General features: G+C 39.2%; 20 protein-coding genes and 1 pseudogene. 15 read left to right on the top strand and 6 right to left on the bottom strand.

Annotated features, from left to right (window positions below; all coding sequences use genetic code 11):
* Nucleotides 1–28: 28 nt before the first annotated feature.
* Nucleotides 29–2,626: a PKD domain-containing protein gene (locus MSVAZ_RS16440; RefSeq protein WP_084626179.1), complete on the bottom strand. Its 2,598-nt coding sequence runs from the start codon at nt 2,624–2,626 to the stop codon at nt 29–31.
* 539 nt (nt 2,627–3,165) lie between these two features.
* On the opposite strand from MSVAZ_RS16440, the gene MSVAZ_RS16435 reads away from it, so the two are divergent.
* The 5 genes from MSVAZ_RS16435 to MSVAZ_RS16415 all read left to right on the top strand — a co-directional run bounded on the left by MSVAZ_RS16435 (nt 3,166) and on the right by MSVAZ_RS16415 (nt 7,457).
* Nucleotides 3,166–3,663: a GerW family sporulation protein gene (locus MSVAZ_RS16435; protein WP_369799527.1), complete on the top strand. Its 498-nt coding sequence runs from the start codon at nt 3,166–3,168 to the stop codon at nt 3,661–3,663.
* Between the two features lie 148 nt (nt 3,664–3,811).
* Nucleotides 3,812–4,747 carry a DUF2953 domain-containing protein gene (locus MSVAZ_RS16430; RefSeq protein ID WP_232316139.1) on the top strand — a complete coding sequence of 312 codons (936 nt, stop codon included), beginning with the start codon at nt 3,812–3,814 and terminating at the stop codon, nt 4,745–4,747.
* 56 nt (nt 4,748–4,803) lie between these two features.
* Complete coding sequence (locus tag MSVAZ_RS16425; protein ID WP_048122724.1) at nt 4,804–5,769, top strand: beta-ribofuranosylaminobenzene 5'-phosphate synthase; 966 nt, start codon at nt 4,804–4,806, stop codon at nt 5,767–5,769.
* Nucleotides 5,766–6,776, top strand: a complete 1,011-nt coding sequence (locus MSVAZ_RS16420; protein WP_048122722.1) for an NOP5/NOP56 family protein — start codon at nt 5,766–5,768, stop codon at nt 6,774–6,776. The genes MSVAZ_RS16425 and MSVAZ_RS16420 overlap by 4 nt, the downstream gene beginning before the upstream one ends.
* Nucleotides 6,777–7,457: a fibrillarin-like rRNA/tRNA 2'-O-methyltransferase gene (locus tag MSVAZ_RS16415; protein ID WP_048122720.1), complete on the top strand. Its 681-nt coding sequence runs from the start codon at nt 6,777–6,779 to the stop codon at nt 7,455–7,457.
* 162 nt (nt 7,458–7,619) lie between these two features.
* Here MSVAZ_RS16415 and MSVAZ_RS16410 read toward each other — a convergent pair whose 3' ends face one another.
* Nucleotides 7,620–8,165 (bottom strand): helix-turn-helix domain-containing protein, encoded by a 546-nt coding sequence (locus tag MSVAZ_RS16410; protein ID WP_048122718.1) that lies wholly within the window; start codon nt 8,163–8,165, stop codon nt 7,620–7,622.
* A gap of 600 nt (nt 8,166–8,765) precedes the next feature.
* Here MSVAZ_RS16410 and MSVAZ_RS16405 point away from each other — a divergent pair.
* From MSVAZ_RS16405 to MSVAZ_RS16395, 3 genes are read left to right on the top strand one after another with little or no spacing between them, the layout of a single operon-like run.
* Nucleotides 8,766–9,458 (top strand): DUF2162 domain-containing protein, encoded by a 693-nt coding sequence (locus tag MSVAZ_RS16405; RefSeq protein WP_048122716.1) that lies wholly within the window; start codon nt 8,766–8,768, stop codon nt 9,456–9,458.
* On the top strand, nt 9,455–10,078 hold the full coding sequence (locus tag MSVAZ_RS16400; protein ID WP_048122714.1) for a MotA/TolQ/ExbB proton channel family protein: 624 nt from the start codon (nt 9,455–9,457) through the stop codon (nt 10,076–10,078). Before MSVAZ_RS16405 ends, MSVAZ_RS16400 begins: the two co-directional genes overlap by 4 nt.
* Before the next feature lie 33 nt (nt 10,079–10,111).
* On the top strand, nt 10,112–10,564 hold the full coding sequence (locus MSVAZ_RS16395; RefSeq protein ID WP_048124244.1) for a DUF2149 domain-containing protein: 453 nt from the start codon (nt 10,112–10,114) through the stop codon (nt 10,562–10,564).
* A gap of 272 nt (nt 10,565–10,836) precedes the next feature.
* Here the strand turns inward: MSVAZ_RS16395 and MSVAZ_RS21895 are convergent, their stop codons facing one another.
* Nucleotides 10,837–10,956, bottom strand: coding sequence for a DUF1648 domain-containing protein (locus MSVAZ_RS21895; protein ID WP_197078783.1), 120 nt, complete (start codon nt 10,954–10,956; stop codon nt 10,837–10,839).
* Nucleotides 10,957–12,004: 1,048 nt separating this feature from the next.
* On the opposite strand from MSVAZ_RS21895, the gene MSVAZ_RS16390 reads away from it, so the two are divergent.
* Complete coding sequence (locus MSVAZ_RS16390; RefSeq protein ID WP_048122713.1) at nt 12,005–16,402, top strand: cobaltochelatase subunit CobN; 4,398 nt, start codon at nt 12,005–12,007, stop codon at nt 16,400–16,402.
* A gap of 456 nt (nt 16,403–16,858) precedes the next feature.
* Here MSVAZ_RS16390 and MSVAZ_RS16385 read toward each other — a convergent pair whose 3' ends face one another.
* Nucleotides 16,859–17,653, bottom strand: coding sequence for a class I SAM-dependent methyltransferase (locus tag MSVAZ_RS16385; RefSeq protein WP_048122711.1), 795 nt, complete (start codon nt 17,651–17,653; stop codon nt 16,859–16,861).
* Between the two features lie 337 nt (nt 17,654–17,990).
* On the opposite strand from MSVAZ_RS16385, the pseudogene MSVAZ_RS19805 reads away from it, so the two are divergent.
* Nucleotides 17,991–18,253: pseudogene (locus MSVAZ_RS19805) on the top strand (transposase); the annotation flags it as partial.
* 156 nt (nt 18,254–18,409) lie between these two features.
* Here the strand turns inward: MSVAZ_RS19805 and tsaA are convergent.
* Nucleotides 18,410–18,844 (bottom strand): tRNA (N6-threonylcarbamoyladenosine(37)-N6)-methyltransferase TrmO, encoded by a 435-nt coding sequence (tsaA, locus tag MSVAZ_RS16380; protein ID WP_048122709.1) that lies wholly within the window; start codon nt 18,842–18,844, stop codon nt 18,410–18,412.
* Nucleotides 18,837–19,421, bottom strand: a complete 585-nt coding sequence (locus MSVAZ_RS16375) for an FmdE family protein (protein WP_048122706.1) — start codon at nt 19,419–19,421, stop codon at nt 18,837–18,839. Before MSVAZ_RS16375 ends, tsaA begins: the two co-directional genes overlap by 8 nt.
* 1,268 nt (nt 19,422–20,689) lie before the next feature.
* Between MSVAZ_RS16375 and MSVAZ_RS16370 the strand changes: the two genes are divergently transcribed.
* The 5 genes from MSVAZ_RS16370 (at nt 20,690) to MSVAZ_RS16350 (ending at nt 26,561) form a co-directional block, all read left to right on the top strand.
* Nucleotides 20,690–21,481, top strand: coding sequence for a helix-turn-helix transcriptional regulator (locus tag MSVAZ_RS16370; protein ID WP_048122704.1), 792 nt, complete (start codon nt 20,690–20,692; stop codon nt 21,479–21,481).
* Between the two features lie 78 nt (nt 21,482–21,559).
* A complete protein-coding gene (locus MSVAZ_RS16365) occupies nt 21,560–22,483 on the top strand; it encodes a ribose 1,5-bisphosphate isomerase (RefSeq protein ID WP_048122701.1) in 924 nt (307 codons plus the stop codon).
* 1,037 nt (nt 22,484–23,520) lie between these two features.
* Entirely contained in the window at nt 23,521–24,753 is a 1,233-nt protein-coding gene (locus tag MSVAZ_RS16360; RefSeq protein ID WP_048122699.1) for an ABC transporter substrate-binding protein, read from the top strand.
* Entirely contained in the window at nt 24,750–25,445 is a 696-nt protein-coding gene (locus MSVAZ_RS16355) for a GTP-binding protein (RefSeq protein ID WP_048122698.1), read from the top strand. Before MSVAZ_RS16360 ends, MSVAZ_RS16355 begins: the two co-directional genes overlap by 4 nt.
* Nucleotides 25,446–25,568: 123 nt before the next feature.
* Entirely contained in the window at nt 25,569–26,561 is a 993-nt protein-coding gene (locus tag MSVAZ_RS16350; RefSeq protein ID WP_232316138.1) for an ATP-binding cassette domain-containing protein, read from the top strand.
* Nucleotides 26,562–26,909: the final 348 nt, after the last annotated feature.

Here is a 26,909-nt window from a genome sequence, read left to right as displayed (position 1 = left end):
AGATTTACAATCGTTTTCAAAGTTGTGGTCACTTTGCTACTTTTATATAATTTGATTTAGTTTTTGTACCACTTCCTGCTGCATTTGTTGCTGTAAGTTTAACCGTGTAAGTTCCTGCAGCTGAATATGTGTGTGTTGGATTCTGTTCTGTTGAATCTGTCCCATCTCCAAAATCCCATTCCCATGAAGTTGGAGATCCTGTGCTTGTATCCGTAAATGTTGCATCTAGTGGTGCTGTTCCTGAGAGTGGAGATGCCCAGAAATCTGCAACAGGCATTTGTGAAGTTTCGGTCAGCGTTTGCGAAGTTTCGGTTAGTGTTTGCGATGTTTCGGTCAGCGTTTGTGAAGCTCCTGTTACTGTAATGTAATTTGATTTGGTTTTTGTACTATTTCCTGCTTCATTTGTTGCTGTAAGTTTAACCGTGTAAGTTCCCGCAGCTGAATATGTGTGTGTTGGACTCTGTTCTGTTGAATATGTCCCATCTCCAAAATCCCATTCCCACGAAGTTGGAGATCCTGTGCTTGTATCCGTAAACGTTGCATCTAGTGGTGCATTTCCTGAAAGTTGAGATGCCCAGAAATCTGCAACGGGCATTTGTGAAGTTTCGGTCAACGTCTGTGATGTTGCTGTTAACGTTTGTGAATTTCCTGTTACTGTAATGTAATTTGATTTGGTTTTTGTACTATTTCCTGCTGCATTTGTTGCTGTAAGTTTAACCGTATAAGTTCCTGCAGCTGAATATGTATGTGCTGGACTCTGTTCTGTTGAATCTGTCCCATCTCCAAAATCCCATTCCCATGAAGTTGGAGATCCTGTGCTTGTATCCGTAAATGTTACATTTAGTGGTGCTTTTCCTGAGAGTGAAGAAGCCCAGAAGTCTGCAACAGGTGTTTGCGAAGTTTCTGTCAGCGTTTGTGACGTTGCTGTTACTATAATATAATCTGGTTTTGTTACAGTGTTACTTCCTGCTGCATTTGTTGCTGTAAGTTTAACCGTGTAAGTTCCTGCAGCTGAATATGTATGTGTCGGACTCTGTTCTGTTGAATCTGTCCCATCTCCAAAATCCCATTTCCAGGAAGTTGGTGAGCCCGTACTATTATCAGTAAAGTCAACGGTTAGTGGAGTTTTTCCTGAAGTTGGAGATGCAGAAAGTGCAGCAGTAGGAGTTGAAGACGCAAAAAGTGCAGCCGTCGAAGTTTGCGAAGTTCCTGTCACTTTTATATATCCTGTTTTTGTTACCGTGCTACGTCCTGCAGCATTCTTTGCTATTAAGCTAACAGTATAGGTCCCTGCCTTCGAATACTTATGAACCGGATTCTGTAGGTATGACTTTGATCCATCTCCAAAGTTCCAGTACCATGAAGCAGGTATTCCTGTGCTTTTGTCAGTAAATTTAACGTTTAATGGTGCTTTTCCGGATGTAGGAGATCCAGAGAATGCAGCAACTGGTTTTGATATCACTTTTATATATCCTGTTTTTGTTACCGTGCTACGTCCTGCAGCATTCTTTACTATTAAGCTAACATTATAGGCCCCTGCCTTCGAATACTTATGAACCGGATTCTGGAGGTATGATTTTGATCCATCTCCAAAGTTCCAGTACCATGAAGCAGGTGTTCCTGTGCTTTTGTCAGTAAATTTAACGTTTAATGGTGCTTTTCCGGATGTAGGAGATGCAGAAAATGCAGCAACCGGCTTTGTCGACTTGGGCTTATAGACAACTAGAGGAAGATTGTCAGAATAGATGCTGCCTGCTATGTTTTTATATGCAGAATCGGAAATTCCGTCTCTATCGTTATCTACTGCAGTATTGGAAAATCCTGTACCATTGGGTTTTCCCCAGAAGTTACCTCCTATGTAAGGGCCGCCCACAATATTAGTACCTGCGGTTTTTTTAGTGTTATAGGAATTTCCGATTCCGTTTTTAATAGTCATATTGGTGTCATTGAAATAATTGTTGTAGATCTTGTTTGTGTCACTTTTGCCACAGATATAAAACCCATAAATATTGTTGTTTTGAACGGTGTTGCCTGAGAGTGTGTTACCGTCAGAGTTGCCAATATGGATCCCACGACCATTATTAAGGGCTATATTTCCTGAAATGGTATTGTCTGTAGCAGTCCCAAGTACAATTCCATATTGTAGATTATTTGTAGCCGTGTTCTTTGACAGCTTGTCCCCTTTGGAACGCAGGAGATAGATTCCATAACAATTGCTCAAAAGTTTGTTATTCTCGATTACGCAGTTACTGCATGAAGATAGACAGATTCCTGAATAGCCGGATCGGGTTGCTCCTACAGCCTTAAGTCCAGATATCTTTATGTTGTCTCCTTGCAGGAGGAACACATTAGCCCCTGAACTTTTGGCTTTAATTATTGTGTTATCAGGATTTCCTGATTTTGACCGGATTGTAAGATCATTTTTAGTTACTATGATATTTTCAATATAGGTTCCGGGATTTATAGTAATTATATCGCCCGAAGACGAACTATTTACAGCAGTTTGAATAGAATCTCCTGGCTGCACTATAATCTCAGTCGCAGCTCCAAGACTTGATATTAATGCTAATATGAAAATAGCTACTAACAAAGTGTTTAATTTTTTTATTTTAATTCCTCCGTCCATTAAAAGAAGCTTAGGGTGAAACTTTCATTGTAAATAAGTGGAGTTTACACTGAATACCTACATAAATGCGCGAATGAAAAAGTATTTTCTTATTCAAAGAATTTGTTCATCTTTTATAAGACTCCTTATGTAAATTCCATTAATTGAGCTGGAATTCAAATAATAGAATATAAATATACTGTATTTATGTTAAATTGAATAAATCAAAAATTTAAAAATATTGCCTATGTAATTTATATTTATTGGGATAATCCATGTCACTTAACTTAATAGAATATCTTATTTTATATTGACTTATTTTCATTAATCAAAAAATAAAGATCAAGTATTCATTACATTCAAAAAAGGGAGGATTAAACTTAAGTTGCCCACGTAAAAGAACAATAGCCTTTGAAAACGATAAAAATAAGTTGGTCCCTGAAATTAAAACGGGATTTAAATTCTCAGGTGCAGAATTACTCAAATATGATTAAGCCCAAATTTAATGTATCTAAAATTAGATTAAAAATAAAAAATGAAAAACTTTATCATCGCAATATATGAAACGATATACAAAAGGGGATGAAAAATTGGGTGTAGAAGCCACTATTAAAGAAATTGCAGGTGAACTTGAGAGAATTGCGACTACAAAAACCGTAGTGGGAGACCCGATTACTGCTGCTGGTAAAACAATTATTCCAATATCAAGGATTGTAATGGGTTTTGGAGCCGGTGGAGGAGAAGGCAAGAAAGACACTGAGTCGGGATATGGCGGAGGTGGAGGGGCAGGTGCGAAGATAGAACCTGTGGCATTTATTATGCTTTCTGAAGAAGAAGCCAGAATCTTCCGGCTCTCTGAGCGAAGCGATGCAGGTTCAATCCTTAGCTCAATTCCTGATCTTGTGCCTGAGATTATGGACAAGCTCAAAGGCATGAGAGGCAAGAACAAAAAAGACGAAAAATTGCAGGAACAGGAAGTTAAAGGAACAGAAACTCCGGAAAAGGAAACTGTAGAAAGAACCGAAGTCAAGATTGAAGAAGAGGGATGTTCCCACTAAAGTTTCCATCGAATTTCTGGAACTAAAACCTATATCAGGGACTTCCAGGGAATGGAATAAGTATGGTTTTTCAGGATAGTCAGGACTATCCTCTTCTCCATAACCTATCAATATGCTGGTAATCACTGTTCTTCTGCTGGTTTTTCTGTTGATTTTATTTGTACTTTTTACAGCAATAGGTCTCACTTTCAAGCTTAAGGTCCTGAGTCTCGAAGAAAAGAAAGAACTTAGAGGCGTATTCACTGTAAAATGGCTGCTCTTTTCCCATACCTTCTCCATAGAGGAACCTGGAGAAAGCGAAAGTTTTCCTGAAGAACCGAAGAAATCGGATGAAGACAAAACAGTAAAAGGGAAACAAAGTGAGATCGATCTGAATAACACGGAAAAAGTACGAGTCACTATAGAACCACAGGATAAGGCTGAAGTGAAGAAAAAAAGGGAGGTTGAAGAAAAAGAGGTCGAAGAGAAGAGAATAGAAATGGGTGAGGGTGAAGAAAAAAGAATAGAAGATAGTGAGAAAAAAGAAAAACGAACAGAAGTAGGGGAGGAAAATGAAAAACAAACAGAAGTAGGGGAAAGAAAAGAAAAACTAACAGAAAGGAACGAGAAGAAAGAAAAATGGGGTATAATTTCAAAGATAAGAGGGAAGAAGAAGCCCGAGATTGAAGAAGCTCCAGAAGAAATGACCCCCAGAGAAATGCTTCACTGGGGCCTGGAAGCATTCAGATCTCTCAGAAAACCGCTATTTCGCCTATTTTCCGATTTGCTTAATGGGATAAAAATTAAACGTCTGGAATCTAATGTGACATTTGGCCTTTCCGATCCAGCAGACACGGGCATGCTCTGTGGGCTTTTACATTCTATTGCGGGACTGGCCTACAGCCGATGCAGGCACTGCAATTTCTCCATTAACCCTGTGTTCATGAATCCGATGATGGATTTCAGGGGGGATGTTGAAATCCGTGTAAGGGTATATTCCCTGATTTTTCCAATGCTTAAATTCATGTTTAACAGGAAAACTTTATCTTTTACTTATTCGATTATTAAGGAAAAACTTTGGGGGAAACGAAAGTTTAGCTCCTGAGCTAACGGAAGTTTAATTCCTAAGCTTTATGAATAGGTAACGAGGTACATATAGACATGATTAAAGTAGTGACTCCATCCCGACTTCATCTTACCCTGATAGACCTCAATGCAGAGATAGGCAGGGTCGATGGGGGAGCGGGAATCACCCTGGAATATCCCGGCCTGGAAATTTCTGCAAGTGAAGCTGAGAATATAGAGATCATCGGCAATCCTCTTCTAGCAAGTAAAATGCAAAAAGCTGTACAGGCCCTTCTTCCAACAGGAGAAGGAATAAAGCTGCATATTAAAGATAGTCTTCCTGATCATGTGGGGCTCGGTTCCGGGACCCAGGCCGCACTGTCAGCAGCAGTAGCCGTAAACAGAATTTATAGATTGGGAAAAAGCGTTAGGGAACTTGCAGTTGCGGTCGGCAGGGGAGGCACATCCGGGATAGGGGTTGCTGCTTTTGAAAATGGTGGCTTTATTCTGGATGGGGGACATAAGTTCAAGGATAAAGGCGCATTTTCTCCTTCTTCAGCCAGCCACGTACCGCCTGGTCCTGTCCTTTTCAGAAGAGACTTTCCTGACTGGTCTATTGTCCTTGCAATTCCTGAAGGTAAAGGGGCTCACGATGCGGAAGAAGTGGATATTTTCAAGAAGTATTGTCCAGTTCCCCTTGCCGAAGTTCAGGAAATTTCCCACGTAATCCTCATGCAGATGCTTCCTGCACTTGTCGAGGAAGACCTGGAAAGTTTTGGCAAGGCAATTAACCACATCCAGACTGTAGGTTTTAAGAAAAGGGAAGTCGGACTTCAGTCACAGCCTGTTCTGGATATCATGAATTACATGCGTGACAACGGCGCAAGTGGATCAGGTATCAGTTCTTTCGGGCCGGTAGTTTACGGCATTGTCGGAAGCTTGGAGGAAGGCAAAAGACTCCAGCAAGAAACCCAGCGCATGCTTGACGAGTCCCTTGGTGGAAGAGTTTTACTCACAAAGGGAAGGAACAGGGGTGCGGACATTTCCGGGGGTCCGGATTGAAAATCAATACCTGGTTTGGAACTATTGAAACCGACAGAGACGGAGAAATTCTTGGGTCCAGACTTCTTTCAAAAGACATCCGGGAGCTTGCCCTTCATTCTCTAGATCTAAGGAACAGCAGGGCAGATCTTCCTCCTGAAGGCTTTGACCTCAAAGCTGCAGCTATCAGGTCCGGGTTTGCAGAATCCACTGCCGAATATTATTCCCTTTTACATGAAGTTACTCTGGAGGCGGCAAAACTTCAGGTCTCAGGTGCTCTTACTCCTGACCAGCGAATTATTCAGGCTGTAGAGGCCCTGAACGATATAAATGAAACCACAAATGCCCTGTCTGAAAGGCTTTCTGAATGGTACGGAGGTTATTTTCCGGAAAGCGGGTTAGGTGGAGAAGACCTTGCACTTTTTATTGTAAAATATGGTTCCCGTAAAAATGTCGGCTCTGAAGACCCGCTTTATTCGAAAGCCATAAACTCAATGGGTGCAAAACTTGAACCTGCGGATGAAGCACTCCTTAGAGGTTTTGCAGAAAACGTGTGCATTCTCTATGAACAGCGGAGACAGATCGAGGCTTACATTGAGAACAGCATGGAACTGGTTGCACCCAACCTGAAGCTTATTGCAGGCCCAATGCTTGGAGCAAGGTTAATAAGTCTTGCAGGAAACCTCGAAAAACTTGCTGCGTTTCCCTCCAGCACCATTCAGGTTATAGGAGCCAGCAAGGCGCTTTTCAAACATCTTCGGGCTCGGGCTCCATCTCCAAAGCACGGGATCATCTACAGTCACCCTCTGATAAATACTGCGCCCTGGTGGGTAAGGGGAAAGGTAGCAAGAGCTGTTGCATCAAAGCTTTCCCTTGCTGTGCGCATTGATTTTTATTCAGGAGAAAAAGATCCCTCTCTTATGGAAAAACTTGAAGCGAAAGTCCTACAGATCAGGACTTTGAACCCCAGGCCTCCTCAAAAAAAGCAGGAAAGCGGAGAAAAGCCAAAGAGAAGGAGGAGGAAGTAAATGCCTGAAGTCAAAAAGATATCGGATGGGATCTTTGAAGTTATAAAAGACAAAAGACAGCTTGCTACAAAGAACCTTGACCCTGGAAAAACCGTTTATGGAGAAAAACTGATTACGGTTGAAGGAGTTGAATACCGGACCTGGGACCCTCGGAGGAGCAAGCTTGGAGCCATGGTCCTGAAAAAATTCGATATTCCACTAAAGGAAGATTCGAAGGTTCTCTACTTAGGTGCGGCTTCAGGTACAACGGTCAGCCATGTTTCGGATATTGTTTCAGAAGGTGCAGTTTACGCCGTTGAATTTGCCCCACGGAGCATGCGAGATCTTATAGGGCTTGCATCAAGGAGGAAAAATATCCACCCGATTATGGCTGATGCGGGAAAGCCTGACAGTTACTCCCATCTCGTTGAGCCTGTGGACCTTATTTTTCAGGATGTTGCACAGCCCAACCAGGCCGAAATTGCTGCAAGGAATGCAGTATGTTTTTTAAAAAAGGATGGATATCTCCTGCTTTCCATTAAAGCGCGGAGTATAGACACCGCAGCAAAACCAAAAGAGATATTTAAGGCAGAGGTAAAGAAACTTGAACAAGCTTTTGAGCCCAGGTTTGAGGTTCTTAATGCAAAGGACCTGATGCCCTATCACGAAGACCATCTTGGAGTTCTGGCGAAGTTGAGGTGAAACGCCCGTTTTTCAAGAGTTTTTGGGTTTTTTCAGGAGAAAGATAAGAAAAGTATCATATTTCAGTGGACTTTTCAAACCCTTTAAAGATTTCATGAGTAGAGATTTTGCAAGCTCAGTGAACAGATATGAGCGTCTAAGGAGGTAAGCGGTGTGGGCTGTTTACCTTCTGATACTTACCAGTAATCTTTTTTTCGTTACGGGCACTAACTTTTTCCACTCGACTACAGCATCGTCGTAAAACTCATATTCGTCTACAGTCTTATCCGAAAATTTGCCATCCACCTCATATATATAAAATCCCTCTTCCCCATCCGTAGAGATGACCTTGACTCTGTTCCCCATTTTCTTAACTTCCACGGCAGCCACGCTTTTTAGGGCATCAAGCAGAGTCGTTCCCTGTTCAACCTCCAGTCTCCTGTTTTCTGCAAAGTGGTCCAGGAAAGAATAAATGTTGTTCAGTTTGATGCCTATCATATGAGTATTTCCGAACTTTTTTCGTTCTATAAGATCAGCTTTTTCTAATATTTTTACATGTTTGGCAGCCACAGGCACAGAAATCCCTATTTCTCTTGCCAGACCGGATATATGCATATCTCCTTCACTCAGGTGTTCGAGAATTGAGAGGCGTGTATCGCTAGAAATAGCTTTGAAAAGGTTTTCTCTACCGCCGTTCATTCCAGAACTCCTCATAACATTTACTACCATGATGAACTCTATTTTATCTCAAATACTTATAATTATTGCTTTTATTAGAACAAGTAAAGTAAACTATTAGATCTTTTCATTGTCTTTTTTATATTTAATTTTAGCAAATTTACTTTAATTACGGATTTTTCTTTTCTTTTTTCTATATTACTGCCTGGCAAGCAAAGTAAATTTTCACATAATATTTGTTAAGTTTTAATTCTAATGTATGACTAACGTTAATTGATACCGTTTTAAAAAAAGAAACTATTTTACTATTTTATTATAGTATTATGTAATTATGTTACGATTCAGGTGTCATAACTAAGTCAAATAATCTCGATTTTGGTTACAGGGACCTGTCTAATAAGGGATTCATAGTAACTTTACTATTTAACTATTTTATTCTTGTACTCTCTTACTATCTTATTATCTTAACTTCTACACATGTTCTGATTTTAACTTGTTTAATTATTTCTATCTCTCCGGCAGAAAAAAGGGTGTAGACAAACTTTTAGTATAAAATATACACTCAATGAGCCCTTGTTATCCAAAAAGATAACGAATATTACCCAAAAACCAGTTTTTATTTAATTTTACTATAGATGCTCAGAAGGTATTATGGACTCTACGGCATTAACTGTGATTGGGATTTTGATAGGTATCCTTGTCTTTGGAATTAAATCTGGAATAGGATGCGGATTTTCAAACATAAGTACAAAAGAAATTTTTGCAATTGGAGGCAGTTATTTACTTCTGGCCCTTTTATTCGGAGGCGTTGCCGACCATATAAGCCTGGAATCTTTTGAGAAGTTTTCTTCAATGGGCATGGGAATCCATGTACTTGTTTCCTTTCTCCTTATAGTGATAGGGATTTACACCCAGAAAAAGTGGAATTCAGGAAAAGATGTTTCAAGACACACTTTCCTCGCTATATCCATACCCTGCCCGGTCTGCCTGGCAGCTCTTGCAGTCTCCTGCATACTGCTTTCAGAAAGTCTTAACCTTTCCGGGATAAAAGTAGGACTTCTTGTTGGGGTTGCTTTTTTTATAGCAGTGGTGGCTTCTTCTTTTCTTTTCAGGCTTGGAAAGGTCCGGTTTGGAAAAACCCCTGAAACTATGGGCAGCGCAATGATGCTGATAGGGATTTACTATCTGTTAGGGGCTCTGCTTATCCCTGCGTATATACAAACAAAAAAGATGAACCTTGTTTCAACCGGTGGAGGAGAAACAGGAATTATTCCTCTTATGGCTTTTGGAGTCATTGTCCTTGCAGGTTTTTTCCTGGAACGTATAAGGAGGCATGATCTTTGAGCCTTATGAATTTATTATCCAATATGATGAACGTCTTCTCAACGGCTTTGCTAATTCCTGTAATGTTTCTTCTCACTATTCTGGTATTTGTTTCCTTGATTCAATTAGGAGAATTTCTTTCCGAATATACGAAAAGGCATAGGGACTGGACTAATCTAGAGACTAACTGCAAAAAAATTGAGTGCGAGCTTCAGAATTCGGATTTTTCGGAAGCATCCAGAGCTCTTGAAAACATCAAACAAAATTACATGGTCACTTCTTTTGCACGAGATGCTGCAAAATACCTGAAAGAGCGACATTTTCCTGCAATTGAGAGACTTTCGCAGGAATATGAAATCAAGATGGCAAAACGCCTTGAACATACAAAGATAACTTCAACTATCGGTCCCATGCTTGGCCTTATGGGAACGCTTATTCCATTAGGCCCTGCTCTGATAGGGCTTTCGAAAGGAGACCTTGAGACCCTTGCGCAAAACCTGATGATTGCCTTTGCGACAACGGTTGTGGGGCTTTTTGCGGCCGGGATAGGCTACGTACTTACACAGGTCAGAAGGCGATGGTACTGGGAAGATATGTCGGATATCGATTATATCCTGGATACGATTGAGGAAAAGAACTGAAGCTAATTGTCTCTTAATAATGAGGAAGAACTCATGCGAAAATCCAGAAGATACAGGCGGACAGGACTTTTAAAAGATGAAGATGAGCAAAGTCCTATGACCAGCGTTGCAAATGTTTTTGATGTTGCAATGGTCTTTTCCGTAGCTCTGTTGGTTGCACTTGTTATGTCATATCACCTCCCTGAACTTCTAAGTTCCAATGAGGATTTCACTATTGTCAAAAATCCAGGGTCTCAGGATATGAAGATTGTCATCAAAGAAGAAGGCAAACCCATTGAAGTCATGAACATGACCGATAACATAGGAGGGGGGACGGGAGAGGCTCTTGGAACAGCTTACAGGCTCGCCGACGGCAGGGTAATTTACGTACCTGACAATGGGAATGGTACATCTTCTTCGTCAGGTACATCCACTTCGTCAGGTACATCTACATCATCAGGCACATCTACATCATCCCGTACAATTAAAGTATCCACTTCACAGTAATAATTTCAATAAAATAGGTGAATTTTATTTGTTATGAACTGAGTCAATGTAATTTACCTAAAATCTCGGAAAAAATTAAATTTGTATTTGGAAAGTGACGCCGAATAATAAGCACTTCATTTTATTCTTTTTACACCCTCAGAATAACTTTCTTTTTTAGAATAAAAAACAGGATATGGTCTTCTGCCAGATTGTTTTCATCTGTTATTTGAACAGAAACATTCCCCTTCTGTAAAAATAATACTACAGTAATAAAATATAAAGCAAAATACTTATGGTTGGCAGAATAAGGGTTTGAATTTACTTCCCCAGCTATCTATTTCACCCAATGCATTATAGTGCACAGGAACTTGTTGAGGAATTTGAACCCACCGGGCGTAAATGAAAAGCAAAATCGATAGCTTTCAGGAAAGAAAGTTCCTTAACCGATAACCAATGAATAGATATTTAGAGACAAATTACTCCCGGAAGACTGCAGTTTTAAGGAGATAAAATGGCAAATTACTCCTGGAAGACTGCAGTTTAGAGAGACTAAAAATAGCAAATTATTCCCGGAAGACTGCAGCTTTAAGGAGGTAAAATGGCAAATTGCTCCTGGAAAACTACAGATTTACGGAGGTTTAAAATGGCGCCTCATAAGACAAATCAAGTAAATCTGATTTGTCTATAACTAAAATTACATCTATGTATATAAATATTTCGTATGCGTAAGGCGCAGTTTGTAAAAAATAGGGAGAACAACACAATTTAAAATGAAAATGCACATTGTATAAAAATAATATAATATATGACACTATATTATAATGGCATATTATAATAAAAACAATGATTTGAAAATAAATAAGCAATTTCATTTATTGCAAAATTATCAATATATCACATCATAATGATTTTAAAAGAATTTCGTTGGTTTATGGACGAAAGAGTATTGGCTCTTCGCGATTTTGAGTGGGTAATTTACAGTTACATTCTAAATTTGACCTGCACATATAATATACGAAACGATTCTCATGGGAATCACATTTAATGTAGAGGATTATCTGTTTTGTGTAGTTACTTCTTAACTGAAGAAGCATCTTCAACTCCTACAAAATAGAGAGGAATCATAATATATTACGTAAAACCTCCATCTAACCCGTTTTTACCCAAATAGCTAACAATTATGAGCCAAAAACTGTGTTTTATGTATCTTATTCCCTAATGCTCCGAATGTTGAATCTATCATACAGAGTGGCCACTCATTGGATTTAGGAAGTTTTTGATTGGACTGCATATTAGAATCAAGAGCTTCCGAGTTCATTTTTGATGTTTAATAGCTGTTTCTGTATTATTTCTAAGATTCATAATAATTCATAATAAAATTATTCTGTGGGCCAAGCATCCTGATTCTTTTTCTAACCGGGTGCTTCAGGGTTCATGATATATTGTTCTGGGGATAAGATGCGTACGGCACAAAGTAGATTATTGGTTTTATGTGCGGTAGTTCTTTTATTACTAGCACAGAACGTATCGGCTGATGAAAATCACGTAAATATTACTTTTATCTGTTACGATGGGAGCGCCCTTTCTGCAGCAGCACAGTCCAATCCGTATAATGCAAGTATGAACGTAACATATATTTCAGGATATTCCGATTTTAGCAATGTCACTTTTGAAAACCAGGATGTAATATTTACTTATATGCTCTGGTCGCAGTTCAAAGATATCGGGGACGATCTTGAAAGCGCTCACGAAAACGGGACTGCACTCATAGATATTACTTCCGTAATAGATACAGCATACATCAACACCTCAAGTTATGATCAGATTTTTTCCGGGACTACCCCGTATAATTCTACCGAAGAAAAATTCTTCTACAATATGGGTTCCAGAGGAGTCCTGAAGGAAAATACTGAGAACTTCCTTATATACCTCGCAAAAACTTATGGAGATAAACCCGAGCTTACGAAAGACTGGGTTTATGAAGATCCCATAGAATTCCCTGAAGCAGCAATTTACCACCCGGATGCTCGTTCTTCAACTAACGAATCTCAGCCAGACTGGTTTGAAAATACTACTGATTACCTTGAATGGTACTCTGACTCAACTAACTCAAATTCAACTAACTCAAATTCAACTAACTCAAATTCAACTAACTCAAATTCAACTAACTCAAATTCAACTAACTCAAATTCAACTAACTCAAATGAATCACGACATATTTACGACAAGAGTAAACCCACTATAGGGATATGGTTCCATGCTTCCGACTATACAGGTGACAACCTTAAAGTCATAGATGCTCTTATCCGTGATCTGGAAGGAAAAGGCTGCAACGTGATTGCGGGTTTTGATACTTTCAATGATATTCATAATTTTTACTTTGACGAAAATGGAGAACCTCTTGTCCAGTGCGTAATTTCTCTTAAGAGCTTCCGTTTGAATTATGATGACCCTGATAAAGGTGTGCAGGAGCTTGAAGACCTTGATGTGCCTGTCCTCACGGGATTGGTTGTTACAAACCCTGCTAATTCTACCGACATAGCTGATAGTAATAGAGGTATCCCCAGTGAAGAGGTTGTATACAAGACTCTGCTCCCGAGCATTGACGGGATTTTCGAGTACATTGTAATAGGAATTGATAATTATGATTCCGCAACAGGTGAAAACAGCTATGAACCACTGCCTTCTCAGATTGACTGGATGGCAAACAGGTCGATTAACTGGGCAAACCTGAAGTTAGAGGAAAACGAAGACAAGAAAGTAGCTGTCATCTATTACAACTATCCTTCAGGAAAGGATAACATCGTAGCAAATTATCTCAATTCCACCCAGAGCATGTTTGAACTCCTGAATGCAATGAATAAAAGCGGTTATGGGGTCTCCGGAATCCCGGAAAACAGTAGTAAGCTCATGGAAATGCTTCAGGCCCAGGGCATCAATGTTGGTTCCTGGGCTCCCGGAGTTCTGGATGGGATGGTGGAAAACAGGACTGAGTGGGGACTTCAACTCATACCTATGGATACCTATAAAGAGTGGTTTGAGTCTGAAATTCCGGAAAATCTGAGAGCCAATGTAACAGCCGAATGGGGTGAACCCTGGTCTGAAGATCTGCCTCAAAATAAGAGTGTTATGATCTATGAGAATGAAACCGGAAAATACATTGTAATTCCAACGGTGCGTTTCGGAAATGTCTGGCTCATGCCTCAGCCTGCCAGAGGAACAGGACAAAATAATGACACTCTTTACCACAGCAATGTTGTACCTCCCACACATCAGTACATAGCTTTCTATCTCTGGCTAAACCATGAATTCCAGCCTGATGCTCTTATTCATATGGGCACTCACGGTACGCACGAATGGCTCCCGGGTTCTACTTACGGCATGAACCGGACTTCAGACTGGTCTTCTCTTCTGCTGCAGGATATTCCGAATATCTATCCCTATATCGTTGCCAACGTGGGAGAAGGAATAACTGCGGAATACAGAGGTAATGCCTTAATTATTGACCATTTGACTCCAACCCTTGAACGCAGCGGGCTTTATGGAGATTTGCTAAACCTTTCAACTGATGTGGAGGGGTATTACGACCCCGGGATTTCTTCTCAAACAAGGGCAGGATACCAGAAGGCCATAGTAAATGAGATAATAGCACTCAACCTCAGTGTTGATCTGGGAATAGATAACGTAACTGTTCTTCAAGATTACAACGAAACGGAGTTTGAAGATTTCGTTAAAAATGTCCTTCATGAATACCTGGAAGATGTAGGAAATGAAAATATCCCATACGGTATGCATATTCTCAGCCATGTTCCTGCGACTAATATGACAGATCCTGAAAGCGATGAACTTACAGGAATGGTAAGGGCTATGCTTGGAGGAAGTTTTGAGGATAATATCACTGCTGCCTTCTACCCTGAATCTTCATATCCTCTCGGAATTCCATTGAATGATACAAAAGTTACCAGACTTGTCTGGGAAGTCGTAACCAATAATACGAGTGTTTCTAAGGCGCAGACTGCAGTTTATGGGAAAACTAACAGCACAGTTACACTTGATCTTGAACAGGGGCTGGATTATAAAGACAGGCTTCTTAACTGCGATGTGGAGATTGACAGAATTCTTTCAGCCCTGAACGGAGGCTTCATCCCACCAGGCTCAGGGCTGGACCCTATAATGAATCCGGATGCAGTGCCTACAGGACGCAATTATTACAGCATAAATTCAAAGCTCTATCCTTCAGAAGCAACCTGGGAAGTTGGAAAAACTCTTGCAATTCAGTTGCTTGAGGACTACTATAACGAACATGGAGAATATCCCAAAAAAGTTTCATTCTCAAGGTTCGGAGTGGAGTTTATTGCAGACCACGGAACTCTGGAAGCCGAAGTGCTTTACCTGCTTGGGGTAAAACCTGTCTGGGATGAGTACGGGTATGTAACCGGAGTTGAAGCTATCCCTGAAGAAGAGCTATTGCCAAATTATGATACTTCAAAGCCTGGAAGGCCGCGTATTGATATTGTTTATACTACCGCAGGTATGAGGGATGCTTTCCCGGATAAGATAAAACTGATAGACAGTGCTGTGAAGCTTGCAAGCTCTCTTCCTGGCGTAAACTATCCAAACTACGTAAATCAGAGCTCCCTTACGCTCTATGATTCCCTGATATCTGAAGGGTATGACAATGAGACTGCAACAAAGCTCTCTACAATGCGCTGCTTTGCAGTAATGGACGGTACTTATGATATAGGGGTCTCAGATGCTATCAGTGCAAGCGGGTCATGGGATAATGAAGAAGATATTGCAAACGTATACCTGAACAAAATGGGATACGCTTATGGAGAAGATTACTGGGGAATACAGTGCAGAGAGCTCCTTGAAGGCAACCTGAAAAGCGTTGAAGCGTCAGTACATTCGTCCTCTTCAAACCTGTACGACTCCCTTGATAACGATGACCTTTTCCAGTACTTCGGCGGCATGAACCTGGCAACGAGGTATCTTAGCGGCAATACTCCGAAGATGTATATTTCGGACACAAGTAACTCGGACGGAGCTCAGATGGTAGGAATGCAGGAGTACCTCAGCAAGGACTTGCGGGCCAGATATTTCAACGACAAATGGATCGAAGGAATGAAGACCTCCGGATACTCAGGCGGCAGCATGATGTCCGAATTTGTGGACAACCTATTTGGATGGGAGGTAAGTGACCCTGACCTTGTGGATGATACTGTCTGGCAAGATGTGTATGAAACCTATGTAAATGATCCTTCTATGAAAGAATGGTTTAAGCAGAACAACCCCAGTGCTTATCAGTCTATGACAGCTAGAATGCTTGAAGCAGTCAGGCATGATTACTGGACACCTTCAGAGGATATTATCGAAAGCCTTGCAAAGGATTATGAGGAATCTGTGGCCGAGAACGGTGCTTCGTGTTGTCACCACACCTGTGGAAATCCTCTTCTTCATGAGTTTGTAAGTGGAAAAGTATCTGTTCCGGGCTACTCCGAGCAAATAGAAGCTGCAACCAAAGCTGAAACTCTGGAGACAACAGAAAAGACCCAGAACAGTAGCGGCGGTAGTCATCACAGTCATAATACTGGAAATGCTACCGTAAAAGCCAGTTCATCCAGCAACCAGACGTCTCAGGATTCGAACGGAGGATATGGTACAGATACTTCCGAACCTGACCCTGGAGTTCAGAAATCCTCAGATACTGATTATGTTGAAGGGTACGAGATGCAGAAAGATTCTACCGAAGAACCTGATAATAGTGGTCTCTCGTTTTCGGGCTCTGATATTATCGGAATTCTCTTTGTAGTGGTAGCCGCCGGTGGAATTTACCTGGGCATCCGGAAGAAATAAACGGAAAAATTGAATGAAATCCCTAAGGAGGAGTATGCAAATCATTCTGAAAAATACTAAATCTTAAAACGTTAGTGGCTTGAGAATTTATCTAACTTCCGTATATGTCTTCAAAAAGAGAATATCTTTTTTGTTGTCGTTTTTGGAGACATATTCGAAAACTTGAAGTTATTTCTTAATCGAAAATTAGGAAAATGGCTGCTGGAAGTTTCTCAATAAAGGCGAAAAGCCAAAAATTTAGTAAAAATTTTAAAAACTTACGTTTGAGCAACCAAGGAGGTTTTCAAAAAGACGATAGCAAGGAAATTATAAAAATTAAGAGAACATCTACGAAAAGTTGCCTGTATCGAGATTTATAATTTGCAGAACTTAATTACATTGCCGTATAAGAGAGGTACACTGAGAAAGAAACATAACACTAATTAAAGAGCTTAAACGATACTTATATAAATTAACTTATGACTTGATTTTTATTATGTATATTTGCTGAAATAGGTCAGATTTAGATTTTATTATATCAAAATCTTTTTTGATATAGTACTCAAATTTTTTATGATTAAAACCCATATGGGTGTAAAAAGGTACCCAAAGATATTCGAGGTCATCAGTATCGTTTAAAAAAACACATTTAAGGAAATCTTTAAGAGGCATATTAAGGATATGTTTCTTATTATCCAGGTTAAAAACCATCTGTCCGACGGTTTGTATTAGAAAACTCAGCCCGATCATTTTTGGGACAGAAATCACAATAAAACCGTCAGATTCGATTAGTGTACTCGCTTCTTTTAGGAATACTAATTTATCTTGATACATGGTCTTCCAATTGCTTCCAACATGTTCCATAACTTCCATTAAGAAAATAATTGAAAATATTTGTGTGCTTAGCTCCTTTTTTATATCGCTTATTTTTTGGTTTTTATTACAAAATAATGAAACGTTATGTAAACATTGTTTATCTACTGCTATTTTTGCAAAATTTATAGCTTTTTGATTGTATTCTATCCCAACAACGGTATTAAAATGCTTTGCCAATGATGGAAGAAATGGACCATCTGCGCATCCTAGATCTATAACATTAACTTTATGGAAGTAATCTGAAGTTAATTTTAATGCGATTTCAAAATGTCTTTTTTTTATTTTTGTTGCCAAACCGGGTTTTAAGTAATTATAATCAGTGTAAGAAAAAGATCCGTGGTATTTTTCATCACAGAATTTGATTTTATTTGGTGGTATAAATAGTTTAGAAGACATATTATAAAGTATATTTGATAATATTTAAAAAGTTTACTATTTTAGTTTTTTCTCATTTATATTAAGTTTACTTTTCAAAGATAGAACGAAAACGATATCAACCAACCGTGCAACTACTCATAATGTATAAACTGGTCCTATTAACTGCGATTTTACATGACTCTTATTAATTTAAGTTCCAAAACCGATAAAAGAATAGGCTAAAACTGTTGACTAAAACACACCCAAACATGTAGAATATCTCATATCACAATCAATAGGACCAATTTTCCAATATCATATTATAGATACTACACACTTTCATAAGCAAGAACGTCATTCAACCAACATCTTTGAAATCAGGGATGACGGTTTACGTGAGATTCTTGGAGCAAGATTAGCAGACAGTGAAGACTCTCTATTTTGGCAAGATCTATTCGAAGACCTTAAAGTAAAAGGGTTAAGAGGTGTCAAGTTAATTGTTTCTGATGGGCATAAAGGAATACAAAAAATAGTTAGAGAATCTTTTACTGAATCAAGCTAGCAAGTGCATCACATCCATCTCACACGACAAGCCACAAAAAAATTCCAAAAAAGAAGGACAAAGAAGTAATAGATAAAACTGGTTCTTCGTCATTCTTTATAGATAATACTATTTCAATGAGCCATTAAATTAGACATATTATCAATAAGGGTTAAACCCTTTTTCTTTTTCTTAAAGAGGGGTTTTTACTTTTTGATTTTTGATTTTGATTTCAGCACTAATTCTGTTCTTTTTCAGTCCGTTGTTTCATTGTCAACTTGTTCAGTCTCTTTTATGTAAGGTTTAATATCAAGCACATGTGTTCCATTAATTGCATCAAGCCCTTTTACATGGAGCACATTACCCTCCACTTTCAAAAGCTCTACAATGGTAAGCCCTATCCCGTTAGGGCGATAAGGGCTCCGGCTGGCAAAGACTCCGGAGATTTCCCCATCATAATGGCGGCGGTGGATGAGCTTATATCCTTTCGATTTGCTGAAATAAAACAGAATGTACAGTTTTTCAAAGTCTTCGATTCTGTAAAGCCCCTCTGTAAACTCTTTCTTGAGGGCTATCTTTGAGACTTTATTGTATACCTCTTCATTGTATACCGGTTCAAGGTAGTCGTTTTCAACGTAGCCTACAGGGACCATTTCAATTCTTTCGGAAGCCTCAGGAATTTCATTCATCTTTTGCCTCAAAACATGGAATGCAAACTATTTTTCCATTTTTAACCCTGCCCATAGGCTCCATGAAACCTTCTCCACATTTACTGCAGACCAGGGTGGGGTAAATTATGGCTTTTTCCGGTGGCTCGGCTTCAACTTCCCTAATCCAGAAAAGCTCTTCTTCGGGCATTTCCAGTATTCTCTGGCTTTTTGCGTCATGAGAGGCCCGAAACTCTTTTGCCTCTTCTGGGCTTGCAGTGCCTGCCCTTAATTTTGCGAAGAGTTCGGTGTGCTTTTCGTCCGTGGGGAGAGCATCGGGTTTCAGGGAAATCCTCAGAGCTTTATTATCGCCTCTTTTGAAGTATGTGTAAACATGTTTCCCATGATCCTTGAAAATTAGATTCCCTTTCCCACAGGTGCACCCGTTTATTGCCTGAATGGCATCCACGGCGCAGGACCGGTTTTCTACAATTGCGACCAGTTCTTCATCTTTGCTGCGATCTTTGAAGTGGTTGGCGGCAAGTGTTGCTACTCTGTAGCCAATGGAAAGTCCGGGGCAGACATGTCCATGAAACTGTACTGCAGTATTGAAATCCAAGTTTTTGACTCCTGATGTTTTTAGCTCTTAGTTTTACTGATTTCCACGTTAGATTGTCATGTTGGAAATGATTAACTTTAATGAACTAGTTCCATATTATTTAGGTATTATTTATATGTTTTTTGTTTAATTAATATTACAAAAAAAATTTCTCGTAATAAGAGAAGGCCTGCTTTCGAGATTTCAAAAATAAGAATATTCACTCTGCACTGTTTCTGAAGTTTTACTCATGGAATAACAGAAAAGCCGAACTCTGGTTTAAGAGTTTTATTTATTAAAATCTTGAAGGAAAATAAAGATCTGGTCTGAGATCACTAATTTATATTTATACACAGGACTCCGCTCACTTTATATAGTATAAATTTAGAGTAATCAACCTTATCTCGAGAATATTATGAAAAATGTCTGATAACATTCTTTTTTATATAAAAACCCCATGAATAATTATTAAAATTGGGAGCCTTGTTTGCCACCTCTGATAGGCTCCCAATTATGTGATTCAACCCCTACGATTAAGAGAAAAACCCCTTAACTCTTAATCGTTGACTTTCTCTTTATGTTATAGAGGTATATAACCTATACGACTTTAAAATTTGCGTTGCATTAAATTATTTAGTCTCCTTGAAATCACAATCGTTAGACTTAATGGAATTTTCAATCATTAAATATATTTTATATATGTTAAAGTTTTACAAAAAGTGACGAAATTGCTTTAAAACCAAAAAAAAGGCAAGATGGAATTAATTAACTAAAAAATTATATATACTGTCTATAAAATTCAATTTTCAGGTGAAAATAGATACAAAGTCTGGTTATAGAAACTAATTCATAATATATATATATTAGAAATTAACATTCAATATAATTTTTTTCTACATATTAAACACTATTATAAATAAAAATTATGTGTTGAAAACTATATAGTGGCTTTCTACTAAATTACATGAGCAAAAGCGGGTTTAACCGAATTTAGTGAATTAATATTACATTAAATGATTTTTTATATTTACTTAAAAAAGTGATTTTACAAAACATGCGTTACTATTGAATAATATTGGAAAATAAAAGTTTTAATAAAGATAGCAGAAACTCTCTTTTGTAATTTCAATTTGCTCAAAAAACTTGGAATATCAGGATGGATAAACATTTATTTTAGTATCAGGTTCCTGTTAACAATTGAGGCTTTCAGTAGAAGTACAGTTGAAAAATAGAGGACAGTTAAAAAATGAGGAAGATATTTATTAAATATCTGTATATATAATAAAATCATGAACAGCCCGCTTCTAGAATTGATTTTCCTTTCCGAAAAAAGGAAAGATCTTCTTTTATTTTTGAAGGATGGGCCCAAAACGATTTCCGAGATCAAAGAAAACCTGAATGTAGGTCTGGTGGCAATTCTCCCTCAATTAAAAAAACTGAGGGAAAACTCCTTGATTTCAAAGACAGGTGATATCTACAGCTTAGCTCCTCTCGGGATAGCAGTAGTTGGCAAAATGAAGCCAATGATGGATGTCTTAACTGTCTTCGGAAGCAAATATGAATATTGGGCAAACCATGCAGTTGAGTCCATACCCGACCCTCTGCGGGAAAGAATAGGAGAGCTGGCTAACTGCACGTTTTCCGAACCCCCCGATAGGACGCGCCTCTTTGAGCCTCACAAAGAATTTGTGGAAAACCTTATGAAATCAAAAAAAATAAGCGGTATTGCCTCGGTTTTTCACCCTCTTTATCCATCTCTATTTCTTACTTTCGCAAAAAATGGAGTGAACATTTCTATTCTCGTAACTTGCCCGATTTATGAGAGAATAAAAGAAGAATATGGTCCTGAATTAAGTGAATTTCTTAAATTCGAAAATGCAAGTTTCTACGTTTGCAGCAAAAAAATCGAACTTGCCTATGCAGTTACCGATAGGTTCCTTTCTCTCACCCTACCTTTTTCAGACGGCACTTACGACCATATAGAAGATGTCCTGTGTTTTGAACCTCAGGCTATACGGTGGGGAGAAGACCTTTTTGCTTATTACAGGAAGATCTCGGATAAACTTACTGAAATTCACTGAAATCTGAATTACTTTCAGGTCAGTTCCCGGAACAGCCGGAAGATAGTTATAAATTGGACCCTTGCCATCCCTTATACCATGCAAAAAGTTCAGGAAACCGCAGAAAAAATCCGGACAATGGAGATCCGGGGTGCAGGCAGGATTGCAAAAGCCGCTGCTGAAGCTATCAGAGATTATGCCACAGAGCTGGACGCAGCTTCAATGGAAGAATTCAGTGCCAGAATAAAGGAAGTCTCTAATCTTCTCATCAGTACCCGCCCGACAGCTGTTTCCCTCCCGAATGCCGTGAAACTCTCATCAAAGTATTCTTCAGCAAACGTGGAGGAAGCAAGGCAGGAAATTATTAAAAATTCAAACCTCTTTATTGAGATAGCTGACAAAGCCCTTGAAAAAATCGGAAAAATTGGGTCGAGAAGAATTCGGGACGGGGATGTTATAATGACCCACTGCAATTCCCATGCTGCTCTTTCGATCATCACAACAGCCTTTGAAGATGGAAAGGATATTTCGGTAATTGCTACTGAAAGCCGTCCCAGGCGCCAGGGCTTATTGACAATTCGCCACCTTAACAATTTTGGAATTCCCACAACCCTGATTGTAGATTCTGCGGTGCGTTACTACATGAAAGACGTGGATAAGGTTGTTGTCGGGGCTGATGCTATTGCAGCTAATGGCGCACTGGTAAACAAGATTGGGACATCACAGCTTGCGCTTGCAGCCCATGAGGCCAGAAAAAGTTTTATGGTCGCTGCCGAGACCTTCAAGTTTAGCCCGAGCACGATTGTAGGAAACCCCATAGAAATCGAAGAAAGGTCTGTAGACGAGGTAGTCGATCCTATAGTCCTGAAAGAGCTTTCTCATGTGCAGGTAAGAAATCCAGCTTTTGACTTCACGCCTGCCGAATACATTGATATGATCGTAACTGATATTGGAATTATCCCGCCTGAAATGGCATATACCGTTATAAAAGAACATCTTGGCTGGGAGCTTGGGGATTTATAATTCGGGTGATGGTATACTGATCAAATTTGACCCCGTTGATTGGCGTCTAAATATCAGTGTTTTTCATATGTTTTGAAATCAAATAATGAATTTATTCATGGAATCCTTTGCGTTATGCGAACGAAAGTGTTTATTTCTTAAGGGTTGACAGCGGATATTAATATGCAAGAGGAACAATTCAGCGATGCATATGTTAGGGTAGTTGCGGACTCTGGTCCAAAATCTAGTGATTTTTGTATTTTTCGATTGAAATCATGAACTTGCAGGAAGAATTCGTTCTTCAATCAAACTCAATATTTGATATCGAAAGACTTCCATCGAGAGGACGTATTTAATGGATTATAACCAATTACAAAATCTAGTGATTTTCAATTTCACGTTTATCACTGGATTTTGGTACTGAGTCTAGTTGCGATACTTTTTAATTTATTATGGAACAACCAAAATTTAGATTAATTTTCATTGGTCATTGGTTAACATAAAATCCCATCTCTTGCATACGTTTTTAGAATACTATTATAGACAGCAATGCTGACACTGATCATTAGCAGAAGAATCTATTCTCGTGTAAGAAACTAAACCGCTTCTCCTTAAACCGCTTCTCCTGAAAAGATGGCGAAATATACACAAATGTATTGGAGTATTGGATTGTTGAAGTCTTAAGATATCGAATATTGATTTTATTGAATGCCGGATTCTTCTTGTTAAGTCAGATTTTCAATCAAGAAATTCAAAAATCACTGGATTTTGGAACAGAGTCAAAAATCGGAATGTAAAATGGAACAGGCGATGAGCCAATTTGTAAATCTTATCGGAATATTACTTCCGAGATAGTAATATTTATATGTTTGTATCTTTATTGAAATAATTGATATTCCACAAAACAGAACAAAAAATAAAGACTGGTATAAATGTGGAATTGATAATATTTGATAACATAAGTTTTTCCTTAAGAGAAACATCATCATTAAAAATTTTAATTTTAATGTCATGAAGGGAGATAAGATATTACTCAAAAACATATCAGGTGGAATGATATGAAAGCAATTGATGAAACAATGAGTATATACCAGATCTTAAGTGAATATCCTTTTTTGCTAAAAATATTTAAACAGCATGGAATGGAGAAATTTGAAAATAAGGAAGTTCTCGAAAAACTTGGCCCTTTACTAAAATTGAAAACAGCTTTATCAATGGTATCGGTGAACAAAGACTCTTTTATTGAGCTCCTGAATCAGGCTGTTGTGTCCAATGAAGCAAAAGGAGATTTTACCCTTGCAGATTCTCCGGAACGACAAAAAGAGCTGACCCTTCTTGCCCTTTTGCCATGCGGCATGAAGATGCCCTTTAACCGTGCATTTGATGACTTTTCATCCGAATACAGCAGGCAAATAAATAATGTGCTCCATTCTCTTGTAGAAGGTAATGTCAATCATGAGCTCTCATATTATGCCTATATCGATCTGGTTACATCGATTGACGAACTGCCGGACATAATAGTCAGTTCTGATATTAACAGCTTTTACCATAAACCCTTCCAGGAGAATTTTCTCAATAAGGAATATTTTGTAACTCTCAATTCATCCCCGATGAACCGTGATTTTGAATCCATCGGTTTTGCGGATCCTCGCGGCCAGTTTACCATGATCTCTGCAAACCTTCTTGTTCTGGTTACAATAGATGAACTCATGAAGGATAACCCCAAACCGGAATCCTGGGAAGATATCTTGAAAGATGAGTACCGGAACAGGGTTGTTATGCGGGGACAGGACGGCTTTTTCTGTAATGGAGTACTGCTCCCGTTCTATCGGCTGTACGGCATGGAGGGAATTAAAAAACTTGCTTCATCAGTATATACGGGAATCCATCCATCCGAGATGGTCAAAATGATAGACAGCAAAAAAGATGATGTACCCCCAATGTATATCATGCCTCTCTTCTTTGCCAGGAAAATTCAGGACAAATCCCGGATAACGATCAATATACCTTCAGAAGGAGCTATTGTAAGCCCTGTGCAGATGCTGGTTAAAAAAAGTGCAGTAGAACGGGTTAAGGAGATCACGGATTTCCTCTGTGGAAAAGAGTTTGGTAAAATCTCTGCCCGAGCCTTTTTCCCGACAACAAACCCCGAAGTTGAGAATAATCTTAAAGGAATCAAACTCTATTGGCTGGGTTGGGACTTCCTGATGAATACTGACATAGGAACACTTAAAAAAGAGGTTGAAGTGGTTTTCAATGAACATTTTTATGAGACCGGAGGCATGGTGTGAGGCTTGTTACGGTGGCAGGTCCTCCCTCATCAGGAAAAACCAGTATCATTATCAAGACCATCGAAGAGCTTAGACAAAAGGGTTTTACAATCGGTGTGGTAAAATTCGACTGTCTCTCGGCTCAGGATGAGGAACTTTATTCCGCTCACAATATTCCGGTCAAGACCGGCCTCTCCAGAGGGCTCTGTCCTGACCACTTTTTTGTGAGCAATATTGAAGAAGCCCTCAGGTGGGCCAAAGAGAAGAAGTTTGATTTTCTGATTACTGAGAGTGCCGGTCTTTGCAACCGTTGTTCTCCCCATATTAAGGATGTTCTGGCAATCTGTGTTATTGATAACCTGAGCGGTGTCAACACACCTAAAAAAATCGGTCCCATGTTAAAACTTGCAGACATCGTTGTTATTACTAAAGGGGATATCGTCTCCCAGGCAGAGCGTGAGGTCTTTGCATACAGGGTTAGACAGGTTAATCCCAGGGGAATGATAGTCCAGATTAATGGCGTTACAGGACAGGGTAGTTTCTATCTTGCAAAACTTGTGGAAAAAACCTCTACAATTGAAACCCTTCAGGGAGCTACACTTCGATTTACTATGCCTGCAGCTCTATGTTCATACTGTCTTGGAGAGAGAAAAATCGGGGATGACAGGCAGATTGGCGTTTCAAAGCTGGTAAATTTTAGAGGAGATGAATAACTTTCAGATGGGATGAATAACTTTCAGATGGGAAGAATAAATTTCAGATAAGAAATATAAATTTCAGATGGAATGAATAAATTTCAGAGGAGAAGGAAGAGCTTGCGGACAGATTTGCTCCAAATGACGATAAATGAACTCAGGAAGATGATGCCCTGGATAGAGGACTATTTCTCTGCATTTGCAATTGATCCTGCACAGTTCGGGAGCAGGAAACTGGAAGAGCTGGGTTCGATACTTGGCGAAGATTATTTTATCGAGATGGGAAGCAGCTCTCTTGCTTTTACTGATGGTTTCTTTCTATTTATTGAGCAGGCAAGGGCTCTTCAACAGGGAAGCGGGTCCACAGTTGAATCCCTGACAGTGCTCCCTGGACGTAATAAAAATGGTGAAAATGAAGCCTTTTCGGTAAATCTGAAAAAGGGTGAGGTTACAGCAATAGTCGGCCCGACAGGATCAGGCAAGTCACGTCTTCTGGCTGATATTGAATCTCTGGCTCAGGAGGACACTCCAACCGGCCGGAAAATACTGGTTAATGGCCGGGCTCCAGGTGACGAGGAGCGTTTTTCAACCGAGGGGCGTTTTATTGCGCAGCTTTCACAGAACATGAACTTTGTTATGGACCTAAGTGTCGAGGAGTTTCTGACCATGCATGCGGAGAGCCGTATGGTTGATGAGGTTTCTCGTATTGTTCAGAAAATATATGATACTGCAAACATCCTGGCAGGAGAACCTTTCAGCAGGGAAACTCCTGTTACAGAGCTTTCAGGAGGTCAATCACGCGCTCTGATGATTGCAGATACCGCACTTCTCAGTCCGGCATCTGTTGTTTTGATCGATGAGATTGAGAATGCAGGCGTTGACAAGGTCAGATCTCTGAAGCTTCTGGTAAGTAATAATAAGATTGTTTTAATCAGTACTCATGACCCTCTTCTGGCTCTATCGGCAGATCAGCGGCTGGTCATTCAAAATGGCGGGATTTCAAAACTTATAAAAACCACGCTGAATGAGAAAAAGTACCTGAAGAGCCTCGAAAAAATAGATCGCAAACTTACTCTTCTCCGAAATCAGTTGAGAATGGGTAAAGAGATCGACTTCAGTGATTTTCTGGTGTAACTTAATTTTGTCGGGATAAAAATTGCACAAGATTTCGTTATTCCTGTCATCCAATAACATTTTTAATAAGGTATGGAAAAAATCGTTTTGAGAAATAATTGAGAAAGCGTATATATTGCGACTTAGAAATTAAAAATAAGTTTGTATTAATGCCTTTTTGTTAGATTTCGGCTCCACAATACCTCAGATACTTTGACTGCACTGCTTTTACAATAATTTGTAAAGAACAAGATCGTTAGCTATGAGGAAATTGACTGCTGCCCAGAGAAATATTTGGAAGAATAAAAAGGAGCGAATGTGAATCACCTGGCTATAAAAAATAAAAAAGTTTAAAAATCCGTTTTTAAC

It is taken from the genome of Methanosarcina vacuolata Z-761, from assembly GCF_000969905.1.
GTDB classification, from domain to species: Archaea; Halobacteriota; Methanosarcinia; order Methanosarcinales; family Methanosarcinaceae; genus Methanosarcina; species Methanosarcina vacuolata.
Note: the sequence above shows the minus strand (reverse complement) of the source record. Positions and strands in the feature narration are given on the sequence as shown.